At 40.7% G+C, this 21,906-nt stretch carries 20 protein-coding genes; 8 read left to right on the forward strand and 12 right to left on the reverse strand.

Annotated features, from left to right (window positions below; all coding sequences use genetic code 11):
* The first annotated feature begins 19 nt into the window (after positions 1-19).
* Positions 20-970: a YbgA family protein gene (locus IAE16_RS04975; protein WP_323699620.1), complete on the forward strand. Its 951-nt coding sequence runs from the start codon at positions 20-22 to the stop codon at positions 968-970.
* Here the strand turns inward: IAE16_RS04975 and carB are convergent.
* The gene (gene carB, locus IAE16_RS04980; protein ID WP_323699622.1) at positions 967-2,640 is read right to left on the reverse strand and encodes a carbamoyl-phosphate synthase large subunit; all 1,674 of its coding nucleotides are present in this window, start codon (positions 2,638-2,640) and stop codon (positions 967-969) included. The genes IAE16_RS04975 and carB overlap by 4 nt on opposite strands.
* Positions 2,641-2,673: 33 nt before the next feature.
* On the opposite strand from carB, the gene IAE16_RS04985 reads away from it, so the two are divergent.
* The 5 genes from IAE16_RS04985 to IAE16_RS05005 all read left to right on the forward strand — a co-directional run bounded on the left by IAE16_RS04985 (position 2,674) and on the right by IAE16_RS05005 (position 8,035).
* Complete coding sequence (locus tag IAE16_RS04985) at positions 2,674-4,104, forward strand: DNA methyltransferase (RefSeq protein ID WP_323699624.1); 1,431 nt, start codon at positions 2,674-2,676, stop codon at positions 4,102-4,104.
* Positions 4,101-6,899, forward strand: a complete 2,799-nt coding sequence (gene uvrA / locus IAE16_RS04990; RefSeq protein WP_323699625.1) for an excinuclease ABC subunit UvrA — start codon at positions 4,101-4,103, stop codon at positions 6,897-6,899. The genes IAE16_RS04985 and uvrA overlap by 4 nt, the downstream gene beginning before the upstream one ends.
* Before the next feature lie 125 nt (positions 6,900-7,024).
* Positions 7,025-7,186: a hypothetical protein gene (locus IAE16_RS04995; protein ID WP_323699627.1), complete on the forward strand. Its 162-nt coding sequence runs from the start codon at positions 7,025-7,027 to the stop codon at positions 7,184-7,186.
* Positions 7,183-7,638, forward strand: coding sequence for a TIGR00725 family protein (locus IAE16_RS05000; protein ID WP_323699629.1), 456 nt, complete (start codon positions 7,183-7,185; stop codon positions 7,636-7,638). Before IAE16_RS04995 ends, IAE16_RS05000 begins: the two co-directional genes overlap by 4 nt.
* A 43-nt stretch (positions 7,639-7,681) precedes the next feature.
* On the forward strand, positions 7,682-8,035 hold the full coding sequence (locus tag IAE16_RS05005) for a hypothetical protein (protein WP_323699630.1): 354 nt from the start codon (positions 7,682-7,684) through the stop codon (positions 8,033-8,035).
* On the opposite strand, the gene IAE16_RS05010 is transcribed toward IAE16_RS05005, so the two are convergent.
* Both IAE16_RS05010 and IAE16_RS05015 read right to left on the reverse strand, forming a co-directional pair.
* A complete protein-coding gene (locus IAE16_RS05010; protein WP_323699632.1) occupies positions 8,015-8,779 on the reverse strand; it encodes a YhjD/YihY/BrkB family envelope integrity protein in 765 nt (254 codons plus the stop codon). The genes IAE16_RS05005 and IAE16_RS05010 overlap by 21 nt on opposite strands.
* The gene (locus IAE16_RS05015; protein WP_323699634.1) at positions 8,763-9,875 is read right to left on the reverse strand and encodes a KamA family radical SAM protein; all 1,113 of its coding nucleotides are present in this window, start codon (positions 9,873-9,875) and stop codon (positions 8,763-8,765) included. Before IAE16_RS05015 ends, IAE16_RS05010 begins: the two co-directional genes overlap by 17 nt.
* Positions 9,876-10,014: 139 nt before the next feature.
* Between IAE16_RS05015 and IAE16_RS05020 the strand changes: the two genes are divergently transcribed.
* Complete coding sequence (locus tag IAE16_RS05020) at positions 10,015-10,590, forward strand: Crp/Fnr family transcriptional regulator (RefSeq protein WP_323699636.1); 576 nt, start codon at positions 10,015-10,017, stop codon at positions 10,588-10,590.
* 70 nt (positions 10,591-10,660) lie between these two features.
* A complete protein-coding gene (locus IAE16_RS05025) occupies positions 10,661-11,155 on the forward strand; it encodes a group I truncated hemoglobin (RefSeq protein WP_323699637.1) in 495 nt (164 codons plus the stop codon).
* Positions 11,156-11,962: 807 nt separating this feature from the next.
* Here the strand turns inward: IAE16_RS05025 and IAE16_RS05030 are convergent.
* From IAE16_RS05030 to IAE16_RS05070, 9 genes are all read right to left on the reverse strand, one after another.
* The gene (locus IAE16_RS05030; RefSeq protein ID WP_323699638.1) at positions 11,963-12,499 is read right to left on the reverse strand and encodes a nucleotidyl transferase AbiEii/AbiGii toxin family protein; all 537 of its coding nucleotides are present in this window, start codon (positions 12,497-12,499) and stop codon (positions 11,963-11,965) included.
* Positions 12,500-12,527: 28 nt separating this feature from the next.
* Complete coding sequence (locus tag IAE16_RS05035; RefSeq protein ID WP_323699640.1) at positions 12,528-12,800, reverse strand: hypothetical protein; 273 nt, start codon at positions 12,798-12,800, stop codon at positions 12,528-12,530.
* 72 nt (positions 12,801-12,872) lie between these two features.
* Positions 12,873-14,183: a glucose-6-phosphate dehydrogenase gene (zwf, locus tag IAE16_RS05040; protein ID WP_323699641.1), complete on the reverse strand. Its 1,311-nt coding sequence runs from the start codon at positions 14,181-14,183 to the stop codon at positions 12,873-12,875.
* Positions 14,176-15,063 carry a phosphogluconate dehydrogenase (NAD(+)-dependent, decarboxylating) gene (gene gnd, locus IAE16_RS05045; protein WP_323699642.1) on the reverse strand — a complete coding sequence of 296 codons (888 nt, stop codon included), beginning with the start codon at positions 15,061-15,063 and terminating at the stop codon, positions 14,176-14,178. The genes zwf and gnd overlap by 8 nt, the downstream gene beginning before the upstream one ends.
* 10 nt (positions 15,064-15,073) lie before the next feature.
* Positions 15,074-15,334, reverse strand: a complete 261-nt coding sequence (locus tag IAE16_RS05050; RefSeq protein ID WP_323699643.1) for a hypothetical protein — start codon at positions 15,332-15,334, stop codon at positions 15,074-15,076.
* A complete protein-coding gene (locus tag IAE16_RS05055) occupies positions 15,327-16,718 on the reverse strand; it encodes a UDP-N-acetylmuramoyl-L-alanyl-D-glutamate--2,6-diaminopimelate ligase (protein ID WP_323699644.1) in 1,392 nt (463 codons plus the stop codon). Before IAE16_RS05055 ends, IAE16_RS05050 begins: the two co-directional genes overlap by 8 nt.
* A 148-nt stretch (positions 16,719-16,866) precedes the next feature.
* The gene (locus tag IAE16_RS05060; protein WP_323699645.1) at positions 16,867-17,538 is read right to left on the reverse strand and encodes a M48 family metallopeptidase; all 672 of its coding nucleotides are present in this window, start codon (positions 17,536-17,538) and stop codon (positions 16,867-16,869) included.
* 4 nt (positions 17,539-17,542) lie between these two features.
* Complete coding sequence (locus IAE16_RS05065) at positions 17,543-20,701, reverse strand: type I restriction endonuclease subunit R (RefSeq protein ID WP_323699646.1); 3,159 nt, start codon at positions 20,699-20,701, stop codon at positions 17,543-17,545.
* Complete coding sequence (locus IAE16_RS05070; protein ID WP_323699647.1) at positions 20,694-21,905, reverse strand: restriction endonuclease subunit S; 1,212 nt, start codon at positions 21,903-21,905, stop codon at positions 20,694-20,696. Before IAE16_RS05070 ends, IAE16_RS05065 begins: the two co-directional genes overlap by 8 nt.
* Position 21,906: the final 1 nt, after the last annotated feature.

Consider the following 21,906-nt stretch of genomic DNA (forward strand, 5'->3'; position numbering starts at 1 on the left):
TTTGGGGGCTTTTTGTAAAATGCTTTATGTGAGGCAGTTCCCAAAGCCAAGAGTAGTAGTCAGTGCCTGTTTAAATCTAAAACCTGTTCGCTACAATGGTCAGGAGGTGAGGGATGAATTTGTCCTTAAACTTCTTCCTTACTGTGAAGTTATAGAAGTCTGTCCAGAGATAGCTATAGGTCTTGGCGTTCCAAGAGAGAAGATAATAGTCTATAGAAGAGATAATGCCTTTGGTCTTTCTCAACCTGCAACGGGTCTTGAGCTAACAGAAAAGATGGAGAGCTTCTCGGAGAAGTTTTTAAAGGGACTTTCGGAGGTGGACGGCTTTATACTAAAGAGCAAGTCGCCCTCCTGTGGGGTTTCCAATACAAAGGTATACAAAGACCCAGAGGGTAGAGAGTTTCATTCAAAGGGAAAGGGGCTTTTTGCCATGAGGGTTTTGGAAAGATTTGAAGACCTACCGGTAGAGGACGAGGGAAGGTTAAGGGATGAACAACTACGCACGCATTTTCTCACAAGGCTTTTTTCTATTGCAGACCTCAGAGAAAGTTTCAAGAGAATAGAAAAAGTAAAAGACCTTATGGACTTTCACCAAAGGTATAAGTATCTTTTAATGGCATACTCTCAGGTAAAGTTAAAGGCACTTGGAAGGCTTACCGCACAGGCAAGAGAAGAAAACTTAAGAGAAACTCTTGCAGAATATAGAAGGCTTTTCTTAGAGGCTCTTAAGAGGAAGCCCTCCATAGGTCAACATGCCAACGTCATACTCCATATCTTCGGACATCTTTCAAGAAACTTCAAACCCTCGGAGAAGGCACACTTTCTAAAGCTGGTGGAGGACTACAAGAGGAGAGTAGTAGACAGAAGGCTTCTTGTGGAGTTTCTAAAAAGCTACGCCTACAGATTTGAAAACCAGTATCTCCTCACACAAGCCTATCTCCAACCTTATCCAGAGGAGCTTGAGCTTTAGTCTTCATCAAGGATTTCCATACCCTCAAGGGTGTAATAGGGTCTTTCGTAGCTTGAGTAATAGTAAGGCGTGTATGCGGTAAACTCTCCAGCACAGGTATCCACGCCCTTGAAGGCTGGGACTATGTTCCACTGATACCTAAGACTTCTTATCTCATGCTCCTCCATACCTTTGAGTTTTGCTATCTCCAAGTCCGAATAGCCCATCTCTTTGGCAAGCCTTAGGGTCTGTGGGTCCAAGTCCTTTTCCTTTATAACCTTTTCAAATTCCACTATCTGCTTTATATTTTCCAGAAACCAGGGGTCTATCTTTGAAAGTTCGTAGACTTCTTGCACGCTATAGCCCTTTCTGAAAGCTCCAGAAATATACCAAAGTCTGTTCGGGTTAGGTATTCTTAGACCTCTCTTTATCTCCTCATCCTCCAGCATGGAGTAGTCTGGAAAGGCAAGACCATACACATCTTGTTCAAGACTCCTTATGGCTTTACCAAGGGCTTCCTTGAAGGTTCTTCCAATTGCCATAACCTCTCCCACAGACTTCATCATCGTTCCCAGTGTTCTGTCTGTTCTTGGAAACTTGGCAAAGTCAAAGCGCGGGATTTTTACTACCACATAGTCTATAGAGGGTTCAAAGGATGCAGGAGTAAAACGTGTTATGTCATTCTTTAACTCATCAAGGGTATATCCTACTGCCAACTTGGCAGCGACCTTTGCTATGGGAAAGCCAGTAGCCTTAGAAGCCAAAGCGGAAGACCTTGAAACCCTTGGGTTCATCTCTATTACGTAAAAATCTCCTGTCTCTGGGTTTACCGCAAACTGTATGTTAGAGCCTCCCGTGTCCACGCCTATCTCTCTCATTATCTCAATGCAGGCATCCCTGAGTATTTGGTATTCCTTGTCTGTAAGGGTCTGGGCTGGTGCTACCGTAATGGAATCTCCTGTATGCACACCCATAGGGTCAAAGTTTTCAATGCTACAGACAATTATCACATTGTCCTTTGAGTCTCTTATTACCTCAAACTCAAACTCCTTCCAACCTATAAGGGACTTGTCTATAAGCACTTGGTGTATGGGAGAGGTTTTGAGGGCTATTTCTACCTTTTCTTTGAACTCTTCCATGTTGTAGGCTATAGAGCCTCCGGTGCCACCAAGGGTAAAGGCGGGTCTAAGTATGGCAGGAAAGCCTACCTCTTTGACCTTTTCTATGGCTTCTTGCAAAGAAGAGACTACCACGCTTGGTGGGACTTTTAGTCCTATTCTCTCCATAGACTTTCTAAAGAGGTCTCTGTCTTCACCCTTTTTAATTGCAGAATAGTTGGCACCTATGAGCCTAACACCGTATTTTTCCAATATACCCTCCTCATAGAGCCTTACCGCAAGGTTAAGAGCAGTTTGACCTCCCAGTGTGGGAAGTAGTGCGTCGGGTCTTTCTACACTTATTATCTCCTCCAGCACCTCCACAGTAAGTGGTTCTATATAAGTCCTGTGAGCAAACTGGGGGTCTGTCATTATGGTGGCTGGGTTGGAGTTAACCAAAACTATCTCATATCCCTCTTGCAAAAGTGCTTTACATGCCTGAGTGCCAGAGTAGTCAAACTCCGCTGCTTGACCAATCACTATGGGTCCCGAGCCTATGATGAGTATCTTTTTTATGTTTGTTCCTCTTGGCATTAAAAGTTATATTATACTTTAAAACTTACAGCTATGGAAAACGTCCTCTACTACGGAGATAACCTTGAAGTCCTAAGGAACTACATACCAGATGAGTCTGTAGACCTTATTTATCTTGACCCTCCCTTTAATTCAAAAGCGGACTACAATGTGCTTTTTCGTGAGCCCACAGGAGGGCTATCTAAGGCACAAATAACCGCCTTTGAGGACACATGGCACTGGACAGAGGAGACAGAAAAAACTTTTCATGAGATAGTCCAGACCGGACCAGGTCAAGTTGTGGATATGCTTCAGGCTTTTAGAAACTTTATAAAACGCAACGATATGATGGCTTACCTTACTATGATGTGTGCGAGGCTTTTGGAGTTAAAGAGAGTGCTTAAACCCACAGGAAGTATATACTTGCACTGCGACCCAAATGCGAGCCACTATCTTAAGGTGCTTATGGATACTATTTTTGGACACAAAAACTTTAGGAATGAGATAGTTTGGTGTTATAAGGACCCCTCTGGGAAGACAGAAAGATACTTCAGAAAGAAGCACGACGTGATACTCTTCTACTCAAAGAGTGATGAATATAGGTTCTATGCTGATGCAGTGAGGATACAGTATTCTGAAAGAACACGCAAGCAAATAGAAAGAGGAACCATATCCTTTGGAAGGAAAGCTAAGGGAAATCCCTTGGATAAAGTGCCAGAAGATTGGTGGGAGATTCCCATAATCAACTCCCAAGCAAAAGAAAGACTTGGTTATCCCACACAAAAGCCAGAGAAACTGCTTGAAAGAATAATCCTTGCCAGTTCAAAGGAAGGGGATGTGGTGCTTGACCCTTTTTGTGGATGTGGGACTACCATAGCGGTAGCCCAGAGGCTAAATAGACATTGGATTGGCATAGATATAACGCATCTTGCCATAAACCTCATAAAGTGGAGATTAAAGAACACCTTTGGACTTGATGCAGGTAAGGATTACAAGGTTATTGGAGAGCCAAAGGACTTGAGTGGTGCAAGAGCCTTGGCAGAGCAAGACAGGTTTCAATTCCAATACTGGGCTATGTCTCTTGTATCCGCAAGACCTTATATAGACAAGAAAAGGGGTGCGGACAAGGGTATTGACGGGGTTATCTATTTTTATATGGACAAGGATAAGATAGGTAAGGCAATAGTGCAGGTAAAAAGTGGAAAGGTTTCGGTAAAGGACATAAGGGAGCTAAAGGCTGTGGTAGAAAGGGAAAAGGCACAGATGGGTATTTTTATAACTCTTGAAGAACCTACTAAACCTATGCAAGAAGAGGCACTGCAAGGAGGATACTACACCTGCCCTATCACAAAAAGAAACTTCCCTAAACTCCAAATAATCACACTTAAGGAACTTCTTGAAGGCAAAAGCCCTCTTGTGCCTTTTCAAATATCACCCTACAAAGAAGGACAAAAAACCCTCCCAAATACACTGCCACTGCTATGAAATTTGACAAGATTGTTATAAGAGGAGCACGCCAGCACAATCTAAAAAATATAAACCTTGACATACCTAAAAACAAGTTAGTGGTTATAACTGGACCCTCTGGCTCTGGCAAGTCCACTCTGGCTTTTGACACCATTTACGCAGAGGGTCAAAGAAGGTATGTGGAGTCCCTTTCCTCTTACGCCAGACAGTTTCTTGGCATAATGGAAAAGCCTGAAGTGGACATAATAGAGGGGCTTTCGCCTGCAATAGCCATAGACCAAAAGACCACCTCCAAAAACCCACGGTCTACTGTGGGAACTGTCACGGAGATATACGACTATATGCGTGTGCTCTGGGCAAACATAGGAAAGCCTCACTGTCCTGAGTGTGGAAGGCTCTTAGAGGGGCTATCCGCTCATGAGATATTGGAAAAGGTCTGGGAAAAATACCAAAACAGAAGGATAGCAGTCCTTTCTCCTCTCGTAAGAGGCAAAAAGGGTGAGTTCAGAGAGCTTTTCAAGGAGCTTGACAGGATGGGCTTTTCAAGGGTTAAGGTGGACGGAGAATACATGAGGATTTTGGAAGTGCCACCCCTTGACAAAAACAAAAAGCACCACATAGACCTCGTAGTGGACAGGCTAACCTTGGAAGAGGAAGAGAGGGCAAGGCTGTTGACAGCCATGGAAAAATCCCTTGAGCTATCAAAGGGGCTCTTAAAGGTTGAGGATGTGGAGAGCCAAAGAGAAGAGCTTTTCAGCGAACACCTTACCTGCCCAGACCATGGCTTTTCTATCCCTGAGCTTTCTCCAAGACTTTTCTCCTTTAATTCTCCCTACGGTGCTTGTCCTGCCTGTAAGGGTCTGGGTGTGAAATGGGAAGTGAATGTGAAACTTCTTGTGGATGAGAGAGAGCCTGCGGTGGATGCCTTTCGCATAACGGATTCCGCCTATTTTGACTATCTAAGATATCCTGTTATGAACCTGCTTAGAAAACTGGGATACGACCCAAGAACACCCTTTGGAGACCTGCCCCAAAGTGTAAGAAGTTTGCTCCTATACGGTGGGTCTATTGAGGGTGGAAACTTTGAGGGTATTGTAAGGCACCTTGAGAGGAGGTTTTTGGAAGAAGAGTCAGAAAAACTAAGAGAGGAAATATCGGAGTTTATAAGAGAAAAACCCTGTCCAGAGTGTAAGGGTACAAGGTTAAGACCAGAAGCCCTTGCGGTTTTGGTGGATGGTAAAAGCATCTGGGACGTTGCACGCATGCCCATAAGGCAAGCCAAAGAGTTTTTTGACAACCTACCTAAAAAACTCAGTGGCAAAGACCTGCTTGTGGCGGAAAGGCTTATAAAGGAAATATCAGACAGGCTTGGCTTTCTCCTAAATGTGGGTTTGGATTATCTTGACTTGGCACGAAGTGCGGTCACCCTCTCTGGTGGAGAGATGCAACGCATAAGGCTTGCAACACAAATAGGCTCAAAGCTCACGGGTGTGCTGTATGTCTTGGATGAGCCCTCCATAGGACTTCACCCGAGGGACACAGACAAGCTCATAAAGACCCTGAAAGACCTAAGGGACTTGGGCAACACAGTTATAGTGGTAGAACACGACCCAGAGACTATCCTAAGTGCGGACTGGGTAATAGATATGGGTCCAGGGGCTGGTAAGGAAGGTGGTCAGGTGGTCTTTTGTGGCACTGTGGAGGAAATGCTCTCTCACGAGAAGTCTTTGACGGGTGCTTACCTCTCTAAAAGGCTCTCCATAGAAGTCCCTGCCATAAGGAGAAAACCAGAGGGTAGATGGCTAAGGATAGTGGGTGCAAGAAAGCACAACCTAAAGAATATAACAGTGGAAATTCCGGTGGGCTTATTTGTGTGTATAACAGGAGTGTCTGGCAGTGGAAAGTCTACCCTCATATACGACATCCTCTGGGAGTATGCAAGGGCGGTCTTTTACGGTGGCACTGCAGAGGTAGAGGGCTTTGATAGGATAGAAGGGCTTGAATACTTTGACAGGGTTATTAACATAGACCAATCTCCCATAGGAAGGACTCCCAGGTCAAACCCAGCTACCTACACAAAGGTCTTTGACCATATAAGGGAACTTTTTGCACAAACGCCAGAAGCCAGGGCGAGAGGCTACAACGCAGGCAGGTTTTCCTTTAACGTAAAGGGAGGCAGATGTGAAGCCTGTCAAGGAGAGGGGGTGATAAAAGTGGAAATGCACTTCTTACCACCTGTTTATGTGCCATGTGATGTATGTAAGGGTAAAAGGTATAACAGGGAGACTTTGGATATTCTCTATAAGGGCAAAAACATCGCTGACGTGCTTGATATGACCGTGGACGAAGCCTATGAGTTTTTTGAAAATGTGCCAGTGATAAAAAGAAAGCTACAGCTCCTAAGGGATATAGGTCTTGGCTACATAAAGCTGGGACAGCCTGCCACAACCCTTTCTGGAGGCGAAGCCCAAAGGATAAAGCTTGCCAGAGAGCTCTCTAAAAAGGAAAGCGGAAAAACCCTATACCTCTTAGATGAACCTACCACAGGTTTACATATGGACGATGTGAAAAAGCTAATAGACATACTCCAAAGGCTCGTGGAGAGAGGAAACACGGTGGTGGTTATAGAACATAACCTTGACGTGATAAAGTGTGCGGATTGGGTTATAGACCTTGGTCCAGAGGGAGGAGAAAGGGGAGGCTATGTGGTGGCGGTGGGAACTCCAGAGGCCATAGCACAAAACCCAAATTCTTACACAGGACAGTATCTGAAGGGGCTCTTAGAGGCAAAAGGTGTAAAGGTGTATAATTAAAAGCAAAAGGAATTAGGCAAGGAAAAGGCAGACAAGGTGGCAAAGATTTTAGGAGAAAGCTTATTCTCAAGGCGGAGATAAAGAAGGAATTGACTAAGGAGCTGGTTAAAAAGGCGGAGCTGCAGATGGTAAAGTTGGAGTTGGAAAATAAAATTGACGAAATTGAAGCAAGAATTGATAGGCTTGAGGTATATCTTAAAGTCCTCATAGGTCTTGTTTTACTAGGTTTGACACTTCTAAATCCTACCTTTGTGGATTTGATAAAATCCATATTTAGCTCAAAATGAAGAAGCAAGTGGCAGTCATTGGTTCTTCTTCCGCAAAGCCAGAGGAGGAAGAATACCTTTTTGCATACAGGCTTGGAAAGGAAATAGCCAAGATGGGTCTTGTGGTGGTTTGTGGAGGGCGTGGTGGTGTTATGGAGGCGGTGTGTAAAGGTGCTAAGGAAGAGGGAGGTCTTACAGTGGGAATTTTACCCTCTTACGAAGGAGAGGAGGCAAACCCTTACGTGGATATAAGGATAAGAACGGGCATGGGTTGGAATAGAAACCCTTTGGTGGTGGCAAGTGGTGATGTGGTGGTTGCAATAGGTGGAAACTGGGGAACATTTTCTGAGATTGCCTACGCCCTTATTCTCAAAAAACCCATAATAGGTTACAAAACCCACAAGATTGAGGGGCTAACGCAGGCAAACAGCCTTGAGGAAATTCTCCTATTTCTTCACAAAAATCTCAGTTGAAATTTCCTCTCAATAGACCATATTTATACAGGAGGGTCTAAGGATGGAGAAGGAAGTTTTCTTCTTGGAAAACCTGCTCTTCAAAAGCACCGCTCAGGAGATAGAGGAGAGATACCAAGAGGTATTACAGCTATATGCCCATGACCCAGAGATACTCAATATAGCCAAGAGTATAAAGGGCATGTGTGATTACATAATGAAAACTTACAAGGAGATACCAAACCCAGAAAAGAAGTTGGACGAAAGCCTATACACGACCCTCTACCAAGTGCTAAAGGACCTTAGCATAACCCTTTATGACCTCTCTATAGCAGAGGGCGAACAGATATACTACGTTTTGTCCTCCGCTTACCAGAAGCTCAACGGTGCTAACAACCTACTGGAGAGGCTCGTCTAATCTCCTTAGAAAACAAATACCAAGAAGAAGGCAGAAAAAGGAGTAATATAGCCAAACAAGAAACAAAAGGGGTGAGCCAATTACACTATAAAGTGGGCTTGCACTTATTAGCTTTACAACCACTATGGAAAAGACCTTGTTGAGTATAAAAAGTAAAAAAGAAGTAAAGGCGGAAGACAAAAGGGTAAAGCCTCTTGGGCGAAAGTATAGGGAATACAGCATGCTAACCAGAAGAAAGAGAAGTAGGAAGTTGGCAAGCTCTGTTAATCTTTGGTATATACCCTCAAGAAAGGACTTGGCTATGGCTAAAAGGGCTAAGCCAAAAGACAAGGCGGTTGCATAAAGTATGAGAACAAGTGGCATAAAGACCCAAAAGGCTAACTCACTTTCCAAAGGCTTTTTCTTGTAGACCATAGAGAAGGAAAAGTTTAGGGTTTTTGCAAAGGAAAGTGCAAAGTAATAGGCAAGGGCAACAGACAAGAGAGACCCAGAAGCCCTTTTATCATACACGGGAAGAAGTTTGTCAAAGATTAGCTCCGCGTAAGAAGGAAGAAAGTCCTTTACATACTCATAAACCCTTGAAGGCTCAAGAAAAGGCAAATACATGGACATAAACCCAAGAAGCATTATCACAGAGCCTATGACAGTAAGAAACTGATAGGTAAGGGATGCACTGTGATATCCGAGGTTTTCTCTAAAGGCATCTAAGAAAGAAAGCGCGAGGCTTTTAATATACTTCCGCATCCCTTATGGTATACTCCACAATGCCCTCTAAGGGGCTTTTGAAGGTGTAGGTGTCTCCAGCCACGCTCAGTATGTAGTTGGGGCTTATGGGAACTTTACCCCTTCCTCCCGGAAGGTCCACTGCGTAGGTGGGTATACCCATTCCAGAAATTCTGCCTCTGAGATACTCCATTATCTCAAGACCTTTCTCGAGGCTTGTCCTAAAGTGCACTGCACCCTTTATTGGGTCGCAGTGAAAAAGATAAACAGGTCTTACTTTTATTCTGAGAAGACTTCTCATAAGCTCTAACATTACCTGCGGATTGTCGTTTACACCCTTTAGCAGAACTGTTTGGTTATTGACGGGCACTCCGTGCCTAAGAAGCCTTTCCACAGCCTCTGCGGACTCTTCGGTTATCTCCTTAGGGTGGTTAAAGTGGGTATTTACCCATATGGGTGAGTATTTTTCAAGGATACGCAAAAGCTCCTCATCAAAGAACCTCTGAGGTGCAAGAACGGGAAGCCTCGTGCCAATTCTGAGAATCTCCACGTGTGGAATTCTTCGTAGGTTAGAAAGCACATACTCTAACTTCTCATTACTTACAGAAAGGGGCTCTCCACCAGATATCAGCACATCCCTTATTTCTTCGTGTCTTCTCACATACTCTAAAAACCTATCTATCTCCTCCTTTGTCCTTGACCTTTCTCCTTCCTGAAAAATCCTTTTCCTCATACAGTGCCTGCAATAGACCGCACAGAAGGTAGTCAAGGTAAAAAGCACCCTGTCGGGATACCTATGAGTAAGACCTGGGATATGTCCCTCCTCTCTAAAGGGGTCTGGCTCTCCCATAGACTGCACCCTTTCCTCCACCTCCACCGCCCTTGGAATAGCCTGAAGCCTAATGGGGTCTTGTGGGTCCTCAGGGTCTATAAGAGAAAGGTAGTAGGGTGTTATAGCCATAGGATACAAGTCTATGGTCTGGTATATGCCCTTTTCTTCCTCTGGCGTAAGCCTTATGTATCTTTTTAGCTCTTCCTTAGTTTTTATCCTGTTTTGTATCTGCCAATGATAGCTCCGCCACATCTCCTGTGGAATGTCCACGAAAAATCTACGCATTATACAAGAAAATTTTACAAGAGTTATAATTCATTGAGGGAGGTTAAAAATGAGTCTGACAGAAGTTAACTTAGTAATAGATGAGTTATTTCCTTATGCTGAGGCGTCTTTCAAACAACTGTTGGCTCAGAGGTCCCAGATGGTAAGTGTAAAAAGGGGCGATATTCTCTTATATCCTGGCGATACGTGTGGAATTTGCCCGGTTGTATTAAGTGGTGGGTTAAAGGTATATCTTAGTTTGGAAAACGGTAGAGAAATATTGCTATACACTATAGATAAGGGTGAGGCTTGTATGTTTGTTACCGTGTCTCTACTAAAAAAGATGCCTTATCCAGCCTTTGCGGAGGCTGACAAGGACTCGCTTCTTTTGGTTGTTGATGATAAAACCTTTAGAGAACTTTTTGATAGATACACATATTGGCGAGAGTTTTTTCTTAATATGATAGCAAAGAATATATATCAGACTTTTTTGATGCTTAACGAAGTTATATCAAAACGCGTTGATAAACGCCTTTTAAGATATTTATACGAGACAGGTAAGGACAAAAGAATAGTGGAAGAAACACACGAAGAAATAGCCAGAAAAATAGGCACTGCAAGAGAGGTAGTAACCAGACTCCTAAAGAGGCTGGAGGTAGAGGGGCTTGTAGAAATAAGCAGGGGACAAATAAGGATCAACAACCTTGAAGCCTTGAAAAAAGAAATATCTTTGTGACTTAGTCACTGAAAGTCTAAAAACATAACGCTATGCTTATCTATATCAATAAACCTTAGGAGGTGCTATCATGCGTAAGGGATTGCTCTTTGCATCATTGCTTACATTTATTGGGTCAGCTATGCCATTACAAGCAAAGCCAGTGTGCACACAAGAAACAATGGCAGTAGCCACAGCTCAAGGTAGAGAAAAGAAGTCCAAAAGCCTTTACGAGCGTCTGGGCGGCTATGATGCCATATCTGCAGTGGTCAAAGACCTCGCAGTAGCTCTCGTAACAGACAAACAGTTAGGTATATACTTCAAAGGTTTAAGCAACGACAGTAAAAACAAACTTATAGCCCACCTTACTGATTTTGTTTGCAGTGCTGCTGGTGGTCCCTGTATATACACGGGTAGAGATATGAAAACTTCACATGAGGGGCTTGGTATAAGTGAGTCAGATTGGAATAGGTTTGTGGAGATAACTAAGGGAGTCCTTGATAAGTATAAAGTTCCTGCGAGAGAACAGCAAGAGTTTTTGCAAGCAGTTGCACCCCTGAAAAGCGTTATAGTGGAGAGGAGATAAGATAGCCCTTACAGACATTATTATGCCGGCTCTTAGCCGGCACTCTTTAAAATGCTCTATACGAATAGAATTTTCTCCTGAAGGCGTATGCTTATATGTTATATTTCTATTGTTTCAGTGATTAGTTTCTAATACTAACATTCATCTAATCTGGGTTAAAAACCCAGTGGCATTTTGGCAACTGAATAGGGCTTTTGGTCTTTGAAAGCAAGGGGGTAGTATTCACTCAATAGGCTTGAGAAGTCCATCATCGTCAACTTCCATTATGGTAGTCTTTTCTCTGAGTTTTTTTAACTCTTTTAGCTTATTTGATATCAGCTCCCCCATTGAGGTGTTTTTCTTTATGCTCTCTATCCGTAGGCTTTCCCAGAGGTCATAGGGTAAAATAACAGTGGTTTTCTTATACCTTTGCCTTTTCTAAGCCTTGTGTTTCGTGGCTTCTATTATGCCATATGACCGTATGACCATAACGCCGTAAAAACATAAATACGGTTTTACGGCAATACGGCGTATAGCTCAAAGCCCTGTCTCTCAATGGTTTAAATTTGGCAATACCACACTCAATCTTGCATGACCTGACACTTCTGGCAAACCACCTTCACTTGAGAGGGGTGCCCCCTTGACAAAAAGCTTGATATGTCTTATTATTCTTTATGTAGCAAGTTGAGGTTGCTAATCTACCGTGTGGAGTTGAAACTTCATAGAGAATTAGAAAGAAAAAGTCAAGAGGCTTCCTTAAGTCAAAGGCTATTAGAATAGCACACTTACAAAGGACATGCCACTTTGTTAAGGCTTTTTATAGGCTTTTTAGGGAGAGGCGTTATGGTTATATTCAGAACGAATTAGAAGGGTTATATATTCTTTGATTTCTTCCCAAAAGCGGTCTATTTGTGGGTTGACTTCCTTCTCCGCATCTTCAAAGCAGGTCAAAGCCTTGAGAAAAATTCCAGGATTGTAGTTCTTATATTTATGCTTTAAGTCTTCAACTATACTGCTAATGCTCACTTCGTTTTTGTTTATGAGAAACCAAAGGTCAAAGAAATCCTTCTTACTACCTCTTTGTGCTATGGCTATAGCCTTCATAGACAGGATATCTCTGTCCTTTGCCAAGTATACACCTAAATCCTCTAAAAACTCTGGCTCTTCCAATAGTGGGTAAGGGTAGCTGAAAAAGGAAAACTTAACTCCTTCCATCAAGAATATAAGAGTTCCCTCACTTATAGACACTATCTCTGTTGGCATGTTTGTAAGTTTCTCCGCAAGCAAACCAACATTGAACCTATAAAAAGGGAATGTAAAAAAGTCAAAATCTTCTGAATGTCTATGTCCATATCTAATAGCCAAAGCTGTTCCTCCTGCCAAGTAAAAACCCTCAGTAAGGGATAAGGATGCTACCTTCTCTAAAGTTCTTTTCTGAATATCTCTTAAGCTCATCCTCAGAAACCTCTAAAACCACCTTCCAAAAACTCCTATCCTTGCAGTGAAACCTATGGAGATTGTTTAGAAATATCCCTTTTAACTCCTCTTTGCTAAAAAGTGGTGCAATCTCAAGAGGATTGGCATATAGCATAGCTCTTATCAAAAGCTCCTCCCTGCTCCTTTCTCCATCCCAAGAATATTTCTTAAGAAACTCTTCTTGAGTCATCTCTAATTAATATCTCCCTCCTTGACTCATTTGCAAGTTCAAAGTCTGTTCTTCAATTCACTGCATAGGCGATTAAGGTAAAAACTCCTCTGCCTCCTTTGGCAGTTTTACACCTTTTGGATAGACAAAGGGTTCGTCCTCCATGTTTAAGTATGGCTCAACCACTTCCCAGAGGGTTTCTATCTCATCTCCTCTTATGAAAAGAGATTGGTCTCCTTCTACAATATCAAGGAGCAAGACCTCGTATGCGTCCTCAAACTCTGAGGGAAACCTATACTCCATGAAGGTCTCCACTGGGCAAGCCATAAACCTGCCAGTGGGCGGTCTTAGTTCAAAGACTATCTGGAGCTTGCTCTCTGGTGCGGTCTGAAAGACTATTCTATTTTGGTGTGGCTTGCAGTCAAGGAGCTTGGTAAAGCTCTGTGGAACTTCCCTAAAGACTATCTCTATCTGGGTTAGCTTTTCAGAAAGGGCTTTTCCTGTCATTAGATAAAAGGGCACTCCGTGCCAGCGGAAGTTTTCCACCAAAACCTTGGCAAGCACAAAGGTCTCTGTTTTGGAGTTTTCCACTCCTATCTCCTGCCTGTAGCCTTCGTATTGACCTCTTATGAGCCTTTCAATGCGTGTGTTTTTTAAGACCTTTACCTTTTCGTCCCTTATAAACTTCTCTGACATATAGGCGGGTGGCTCCATGGCGGTAAAGGCAAGCATTTGGAGCATGTGGTTTTGTAGCATATCCCTTATGGCACCCACCTTGTCATAAAACTCTCCCCTTCCTTCCACTCCCACCTTCTCAAGGGCGTATATTTTCACATGCTCAATAAAATTCCTGTTCCATATGCCTTCAAAGATGGTATTGGAAAACCTCAAAGAAAAGATGTTTTGTATGGTATCCTTGCCAAGAAAGTGGTCTATGCGGTATATCTCCTCTTCTATGAAATACCTATGCAGGATATCGTTTAACCTCTTTGCGGACTTTAGGTCAAAACCAAAGGGCTTTTCTATAACTATCTTTCTTGGGTTTGTGTAGTTTCTTAAGAGCTTTCCAAGATTTCTAATAGTATCCTCAAAAAGATATGGACTAAGTGCAAGGAAGAAGATAAGCTCTTGACCCTTTAGGTTTTCTATGAGCTTTCCAAGCTCTGCGTATGAGTTCCAATCTCGTGCATCAAAGGGTAAAAAGTTGCATAGCTTTCCAAAGCCAGCGTCCAGTCTACAAACCACCTGCTCCCAATCTTCCCGCTTACTTCTTGCCAAGGAATACACCCTGTCAAGTCCATTTAGATAACCCTTCGTGTAAAGCCTTGAGAGTGCAGGAAAGAGTTTCTTTTTTGCAAGGTCTCCCGTCCCACCAAGAATAAAAAGAGAGAAACTTCTATTCATCCTTTTTCTTTACCTGATGTCTTCCAAACTCAAACCTAAGACCTGCCAAAAGGCGGTCTCTAAAGGAGTTATCTTGCCTTGAGCGAAAGCGAGCAAAGAGAGCCTCCGCAATAGTTGGCACTGGCACAGCCCTTTTTATGGCTTCCTCTACCGTCCAACGACCCTCTCCCGTGTCTTCCACATAAGGCTTAAGCTCTTGTAGGTCTCCAAAGTCTTCAAAGACCTTTTGAGTGAGTTCCATAAGCCAGCTACGGATAACACTACCCGTATTGTATATGCGTGCAACCTCCCTCAAGTCATATTCAAAGCCACTTTCTTTGAGGAGCTCAAAGCCCTCACCAATAGCCTGCATAAAGGCATACTCTATGCCATTGTGAACCATCTTGGCAAAATGCCCCGCACCAGAAGAACCAAGATAGGCATAGCCCCTACCCTCATAGGATAGGTCTCTCAAAATTGGCTCAATTCTCTCAAAGGCAGACCTGTCCCCACCCACCATAAGACAATATCCAAGCTCCTCACCATAAACACCACCACTAACACCCACATCCAAAAAGTAAACACCCATATCCTTCAAAGCCTCCGCCCTTCTTTGAGAGTCTTTGTAAAAGCTGTTTCCACCGTCCACCACTATGTCTCCCTCTTGCAGATAAGGCTTTATGTCTTCAAGAACCTTGTCCACCACCTCGTGAGGAACCATAAGCCATACTAACTTCTGCCCCCTAAGACCCTCAAGGCTCTCCAAAACTTCCATATAAGCCCTTGCCCTCTCCCTTGCCTCCGGGTTTGCATCATAGCCCGCTACTTTGTGCCCCTTTGAAAGTAGCCTTCTTGACATACCAAGCCCCATCCTCCCCAAGCCTATCATAAAAATGTTCATAGGCTAAATTTTATCCATACCCAAACATAAGGTCAAGTATGCCCGCCTCTATTTGTATCTCCCATTCCCTGTAGTCCTCATCCTTGTTTAACACCACCAGATAGCCCTCTCTTTCAAAGTAGAGGATGAGCTTGGCAAGGTTGGCAAGACCGCATACCTTACCGCTTTTTAGACTGGTTATCTTTATAGTTGGCTGTGGCATATCTGCCTCTTTGTAGATATTCAACAGTTCGTCTTTGAGGTTATAGTGGAGCGTTTCAAAATCACACACCGAGGACCTCCTTGACCACTTCAGAGTCTTTAAAGGGATATTTTACACCCTTTATTTCTTGGTAGTCTTCGTGTCCTTTGCCCGCTATTAGGATAACATCCCCCTCCTGTGCCATGCTTATGGCAAGCTCTATTGCCTTTCTTCTGTCCTGTTCCACCAAGACCTTTCCTTTGTTTTCTATTCCACTCAAGATATCCTCAATTATAGCCATCGGCTCTTCAAACCTTGGGTTGTCCGAGGTCAGGACTATAAGGTCTGCAATAGCCTCTGCGGTCTTTCCCATAAGAGGTCTCTTTGTTCTATCCCTGTTTCCCCCAGCACCAAAGACCACTATAAGCCTGTTTTTGCAAAGAGCCCTTGCGGTCCTCAAGACCTTTTCCAAAGCATCAGGCGTATGAGCATAGTCTATTATCACCACAAAGCCCTTTCCCTTGTAGGTTTCAAACCTACCGGGGACTTGCACCTGCCTTATGCCTTCTTGTATAGCTTGGCTTTCAAGCCCCCACAGAAAGCCCACAAGTATACCAAGAGAGAGGTTATACGCCTGAAAGTTCCCTCGCAGGTTGGAGAAAAAGTCATACACCTTTCCTTCGTATGCCACTCTTAGCCTTGAGCCCTCAAAGTCTGTTTGAAAGTCAAGAATTTTAAAGTCTCCTTCCCTTCCGTAGGTTCTTGGGTTTTTTGCAATAGCCTTTAGCCTTTTGCCATATGGGTCATCCTCATTTATCACCGCATAGGTATATGCATACTCCTCAAAGAGCCTTGCCTTTGCAAGGAAGTAGTCTTCCATAGTGCCATGATAGTCAAGATGGTCTTGGCTGAGGTTGGTAAAGCCCACCATATAAAAGTCCGTGCCCCATATCCTCTTTTGGTCAAGTGCATGAGAGGAAACCTCGCAAACCACCGCACTTGCACCCTCTTCCCACATGGCTTTTAGTGTGGAGTGCCACTTTATAGGGTCTGGAGTGGTCCTCCCTTCGTATTCGTATATCTTCTCTCCAAGCCTGTAGTAAATCGTCCCCATAAGACCAGTTTTTATACCCGCCTTGTTGAGGATAGACTCTATTATGTGCGTTGTGGTAGTCTTGCCATTTGTCCCCGTTATGCCCACTATCTTAAGCCTCTTTGAAACCTCACCATAAAAAAGACTTGCCAGCTCACCAAGAGCCTTTCTTGTATCTTCCACCTTTATAATGCGTGGGTCTTTTATGCCTACTTCCCTCTCCACAAACACGTAGAGAGCACCCCTTTGCAAAGCCTCTTCCACAAAGTCATGCCCATCCACCTGCGTTCCTTTAATGGCTACAAAAACATAACCCTCGCGGACTTCCTTGGAGTTAGAACTTATACCTTTTGCATAAGAGAGGATTTCTTTTAGGTTCATCTTATCAACTTCTATTATATCTCAACCACTATAGGCTCACACGACTAAATAACTACCCATCTCCTAACTACTTCTTTGTTATAGTCCCTGTCTTTCATTTCTGTCCCACCAATAAATTCTTTCTTATTTTGACTTTTTATCCAAACTTTTATAACCTCAAAAGATGCCCATTTCGCTTTAACCAATCTGCGTATTTTTCAAAATTTGGCATTAATACTTTAACTTTAATCCAAAAGTTTTTTGAATGATTCTTTTCTTCGGTATGGACAAGCTCATGAATTACAACATAATCTATTACAGAAAGTGGTGCCATCACAAGTCTCCACGAAAAATTTAGTATCCCATTTGGAGAACATGACCCCCATCTTTTGTTTGCATTAGTAATATTAATTTTTTTGTACTTAAACCCTCCATCTTTGGCATACTTTTCTACCCTTTCTGAAATTTTTTCGTAAGCTTTTTCTTTATACCATTCAATAAAAACTTCCCTTGCCTTTGGTAGAGCATCTCTTAAGAGATAAAATCCTCTATCAAATTTCAAAGGCACATCTTGATTATCTACTATAGTTAGCTTATAACTTCTCCCAAGATATAAAAATCCTTCTCCATTAACAAATTCCTTAGGTGTAAATTTAGGATTCCTTGCCTCAACTTCCATTTTCTTTTTTATAATCCAATTTTTATGTTTAGAAATAACATGCATTATGGTTTCATCACTAATATTATATGGTGCTCTAATAATAAGAGTAGCATCATCTGTTATTTGTAATGCTACTGTTTTCCTGTTTGATCTTATAATTTTTTCTATTGTTATTTCCATAAAACTACCTCTTTACATAAATATGATACGCAAGCTCAAGTAGCCTCTGAGGTATTTCATTTATTTTTTTTAAAATTTTCTCACGGGTCAAATTAGAACCAGACTTAGTGTGTTTTAATAAGTGAGATAGTATAAAAGACTTTAATCTTTTTTGCTTAGGATAACTTTCCCAAAAATCTACAAGACTACTTTCTCTTTTAATAATTTCTGTTACATCTTTAGTTAAATTAACGAGAAACTTTATCTCTTCATTCGTAAGTTCTTCATCTTCCTTTCTCCCAAGTATCATATACTTTAATAATCCAAAAAATGGTTTTTCCATCTTTGGATCTAAACCAAAGTTTTTTTCCACACTTCTACCTTTTTTCATTTCCTCTCTAAGAATCTCAAGCTCCTTGAAAAGCATTTCCCAATTTTCTCTGTATTCCTCAAGAATCTTTTTCAACTTATCTGAAAATCTCTCGTAGAATTCCGGGTCTTCCTCATAATGTCTTTCAATATATTCCTTAATAGCATACTCAAGTTCTTGAGCTTTTGCTTTGTCTGTTTTTCCCTTTAATTTTTCAAGAAATACATCATCAAAAAGTGGAGTGGGCGGGATTTTGGGATCAACACCCTTTGACTTAAGATACTCATCAACAATCTCTCTTATCTTTCTAGTGGCATCCTTTATAGATAACTTTTCATCTCTATACCTATTTCTTGCTGTTTCTTTTATAAAACTCAAAAGTTTTAAATCTTTAACATATTTTAATGCCTCAGGGTCTGGTAAAACAGCGTCTATTGCTTTATTAAATTTTCTTACTAAGAAAATAAATTCATTTCTTATTTCTTCGTCAGCTAAAAGATCTATACATTCATTTATGTTATCCCTCCAGTTTTCAATGCTATATTTTTCAAAAAATTCCTCTATTAGATTATGATTGAATTTAAGCTCATCAATGCTTTTAGATTTATTTATAACAACTTGTGTGATTTCTTCTATATCTTCGTCTGCATAAATAGCAAGAGCTTCTTTTAAATGCTTAAAAACTCCAACATAATCTACAACAAAACCACAACTTTTATTTTTATAAACTCTGTTGACCCTTGCAATTGCTTGAAGTAAATTGTGACCGTTTATAACATTATCCAAATACATAACTTGCTCAAGTGGTGCATCAAATCCAGTAATAAGCATATTTTGAACAACAATTATACCAACATCACCAGATAATTCTCCATCAGTTTTATTAAAAGGTAGTTTAAATTTTTTTATTATTTCTTCATGTTTATTTTCGTCAGTATATGGCTTATATTCCTCTGGATCGTTTGGGGCACCTGAGATGACTACTTCAATCTTCAATTTTTCAAGTTGAGATAAATCTATATTATGAGGATTCTCCTTTTTTAGCTCTTCTATTTTTTCTTTTAAAGCTTTTTCCAACGCATGTTTATATCTAATTGCTGCAAGCCTTGAAACAGTTACAACTTGGGCTTTAAATCCATTAGGAAAAACATGAGTGACATAATGGTTTATCATATCTCTTGCTTTATCTCTTATAACTTCCTCAGCCTCGAGATATGCTCGCCAGGTATACCTTTCCAAAATTTTTGCCCTTTCTTCTGTGTCTAGCGCATGAAATACATCCTCAAACCTTGCATTAGCCTTTTCTTCCTCAGTTAACTCTGCACTGTGAACCCTTCCCTCATATACGATTGGTACAGTGACCCCATCGTCTACCGCCTGTTTAATGCTATATTTGTCTATATATTCACCAAAAGTCATTTCGGTTTTCTCAATTGGTGTTCCTGTAAAGGCAATTTTTATAGAGTTAGGTAATGCTTTTCTCAAATTAGCACCAAGTAATTTATATTGAGATCTATGAGCTTCATCAATCATAACAAGTATGTTTGGGGAGGTATTAAGCACTGGAAATTCACTCTTAAGTTCTCTTTCCTGATACTTATGAATCATACACATAACTAAATCAGGAGTGTTAGTTCTCAATAATTCTTTTAATTCGTGTATACTTCTTGCAAGTTTTACGGTAAAGCCTACACTGCTTGAAGTTGCGTATAATTGCTTTTCTAAATCTCTTCTATCTGTCACAAAGACAATCTTAAAGTTACTAAGCTCAGGATCATGATAGATTTCTCTCACTGCATACATCATAGTTAAAGACTTTCCAGAACCCTGAGTATGCCAAATAATTCCACCTTTCTCCTCAGGAGTTTTACCTTCCTTTATTCTCTTAACCATCTTTTTGACTGCTCTAAATTGCTGATATCTTGGGACAATCTTAGCAATTCCGCCCTTTGAATCCTCCTTAAAAATTGTAAAATTGTGAAGAATATCAAGAAGATTCCTATTTGAAAGCATTCCATAAATTAAGAGTTCTTGACTTGTTATGTTTTCTTCTGAACTTATATCTGAAAGAGTATAAGGATATGGATCTTTCCATTCTACAAAATCCTCATAATCTGAAGTTATTGTACCATACTTGGCTACTTGTCTTGATGTAGCCACCGAAAAAAGATTATACCAAAATAACTTCTCATTTCCTTCATTTGCCCCCCGTCTATTTGAATATCTTTTTATCTGCTCTATTCCTTCTCCAATAGGGTCAGAAATAGTTGGCGATTTACATTCCACTACTACTAAAGGTAAACCATTTACAAAAAGGACAATGTCAGGGATTATGTGCTTTTCTGTTCCTGTAATGTTTACTTTAAATTGTGATATGGCAATAAATGAATTGTTATCAAGATTATGGAAATCTATAAACTTTACTGTTGGGCTTCTTTCTCCTGTTTGTCTATTTTCTGATACAGATGTGTTTTCAAGGAGTAAGTCATGTATTTCTCTATTTATTTCTAAAAGTGAATTTTTATAGGGCGTTGTTATTCTTCTTACAACTTCATTTATTTGGTCTTCTTCAATCCATGGATTTATTCTCTTAATAGACTCCTTTAATACATCTTTAAGTATAACTTCCCTAAAACTTTCTCTAAATTTAGTGCTTTTGCCATAAATAGGTTCAAAACCTTGATTAAATGAAGTTATTTCTTTAACATCCTCGGGGTTGTCTTTGTTTTGCCTATAAATCTTCCAACCTAACTTTTGAAGATGGTAAAGGAAAGGATTTTCTACATAATGCTCTTCGTCAAGTTTTCTATACATCATTTTTACCCACCTCTATTAAATTATTAACTCTGACCTTACCAGTAAGCAAGTCCTCCATAAGCCCCTGCTTTAACCTCCTAAGTTTTTCTTTATAATTTTGTTCCTTTTCTATAGCCTTGTCAACTTGTGAAAGAATTTCAGCAATGCGTTGCTGTTCGGGAAAAGGGGGGAAAGGAATATCAATTTTTGAATATTCCGAAATCCAAAATCTTTTATGCTCGCTCCCGGGTTTTAATGTTATAGTTTGTAATAAATTGAATACGAAAAATAAATTTATATTGTTGTTAGCAGGCTTTAAAATTTTTAGGGCTGAAGACTTTACTTTAAAAGGAAAATTCACAAACCTACTCTCTGTAGTAAAATCGTCAAAAATTATTGCAGGAACATTTTCATAGATCCCCGTAGTTTCATCAGTATAACCTAAAATAAAGGTTTTACCTGCTGTCAATACAGGAACACCATGTTTGGGATCATATTTTTCATTTCTTACTATATATTTCCATGGTTGTTCATATTTAATTACCTCTCCCAACTTTACTACTTCCCACTCAACTGGTATTCTTCCCACTGGTGAATCCTTAAACTTGTGAGTTTTTTCGCTTCTTATATTTCCCTCTTCATCAATACCCTTAGTAAGTAATTCCTGCATCAAGCCCTGCTTTATTCTTTTGTATTTTTCTATAATCTTGTCTGTCTTTTCTATGGCATTGTCAACTGTCTCAAGAATTTCAGCTATTTTTTGCTGTTCGGGAAGTGGGGGAAGTAAAAAATCAAAAGTCATTAAAGCTGAATAATTTAAAACCTCTCTAACACTCCCTGCTGTATTGCTAATAACCTGATTGTTAAATCGCTTTGTTTGTGTATAATATTTAAAGAATTTTGGAATTAATTTATCTTTATGAGTTTTAAAAACAATATACATTGGACTTATAATTCCCGTTAAAGAAGTTTCGTTTAATGCTATTGAACCAACATTAATTCTTGCAGGATTATAAGCAAAATGTAGGTATCTTACTATCTTATAATTTCGAGTGTTTTTACTTGCTAATAATCGTCCAAAAAATTCATCTTGCAAGATAAGTCCCGAATTATTTGAAATAGTAAAAACATTAAAATATAGATTTCTATGATTTCTTTCTTTTGTTTCTTCCAAAACCTCCCCCAACTTAACCCTTTTCCACCCATCTGGCAACTTTTCCATA

Source organism: Hydrogenobacter sp. T-2 (genome assembly GCF_033971325.1).
Lineage (GTDB): Bacteria > Aquificota > Aquificia > Aquificales > Aquificaceae > Pampinifervens > Pampinifervens diazotrophicum.

Coding starts and splice junctions, on each gene's coding strand:
- IAE16_RS05065 (WP_323699646.1), bottom strand. CDS start 20,701: ATGTATAGAAAACTTGACGAAGAGCATTATGTAGAAAATCCTTTCCTT.
- IAE16_RS05070 (WP_323699647.1), bottom strand. CDS start 21,905: ATGGAAAAGTTGCCAGATGGGTGGAAAAGGGTTAAGTTGGGGGAGGTT.
- IAE16_RS05025 (WP_323699637.1), top strand. CDS start 10,661: ATGCGTAAGGGATTGCTCTTTGCATCATTGCTTACATTTATTGGGTCA.
- gnd (WP_323699642.1), bottom strand. CDS start 15,063: ATGAACATTTTTATGATAGGCTTGGGGAGGATGGGGCTTGGTATGTCA.
- IAE16_RS05020 (WP_323699636.1), top strand. CDS start 10,015: ATGGTAAGTGTAAAAAGGGGCGATATTCTCTTATATCCTGGCGATACG.
- IAE16_RS04985 (WP_323699624.1), top strand. CDS start 2,674: ATGGAAAACGTCCTCTACTACGGAGATAACCTTGAAGTCCTAAGGAAC.
- IAE16_RS04995 (WP_323699627.1), top strand. CDS start 7,025: ATGGTAAAGTTGGAGTTGGAAAATAAAATTGACGAAATTGAAGCAAGA.
- IAE16_RS05000 (WP_323699629.1), top strand. CDS start 7,183: ATGAAGAAGCAAGTGGCAGTCATTGGTTCTTCTTCCGCAAAGCCAGAG.
- carB (WP_323699622.1), bottom strand. CDS start 2,640: ATGCCAAGAGGAACAAACATAAAAAAGATACTCATCATAGGCTCGGGA.
- zwf (WP_323699641.1), bottom strand. CDS start 14,183: ATGAATAGAAGTTTCTCTCTTTTTATTCTTGGTGGGACGGGAGACCTT.
- IAE16_RS05005 (WP_323699630.1), top strand. CDS start 7,682: ATGGAGAAGGAAGTTTTCTTCTTGGAAAACCTGCTCTTCAAAAGCACC.
- IAE16_RS05015 (WP_323699634.1), bottom strand. CDS start 9,875: ATGCGTAGATTTTTCGTGGACATTCCACAGGAGATGTGGCGGAGCTAT.
- IAE16_RS05035 (WP_323699640.1), bottom strand. CDS start 12,800: ATGACTCAAGAAGAGTTTCTTAAGAAATATTCTTGGGATGGAGAAAGG.
- IAE16_RS05010 (WP_323699632.1), bottom strand. CDS start 8,779: ATGCGGAAGTATATTAAAAGCCTCGCGCTTTCTTTCTTAGATGCCTTT.
- uvrA (WP_323699625.1), top strand. CDS start 4,101: ATGAAATTTGACAAGATTGTTATAAGAGGAGCACGCCAGCACAATCTA.
- IAE16_RS05055 (WP_323699644.1), bottom strand. CDS start 16,718: ATGAACCTAAAAGAAATCCTCTCTTATGCAAAAGGTATAAGTTCTAAC.
- IAE16_RS04975 (WP_323699620.1), top strand. CDS start 20: ATGCTTTATGTGAGGCAGTTCCCAAAGCCAAGAGTAGTAGTCAGTGCC.
- IAE16_RS05060 (WP_323699645.1), bottom strand. CDS start 17,538: ATGGAAATAACAATAGAAAAAATTATAAGATCAAACAGGAAAACAGTA.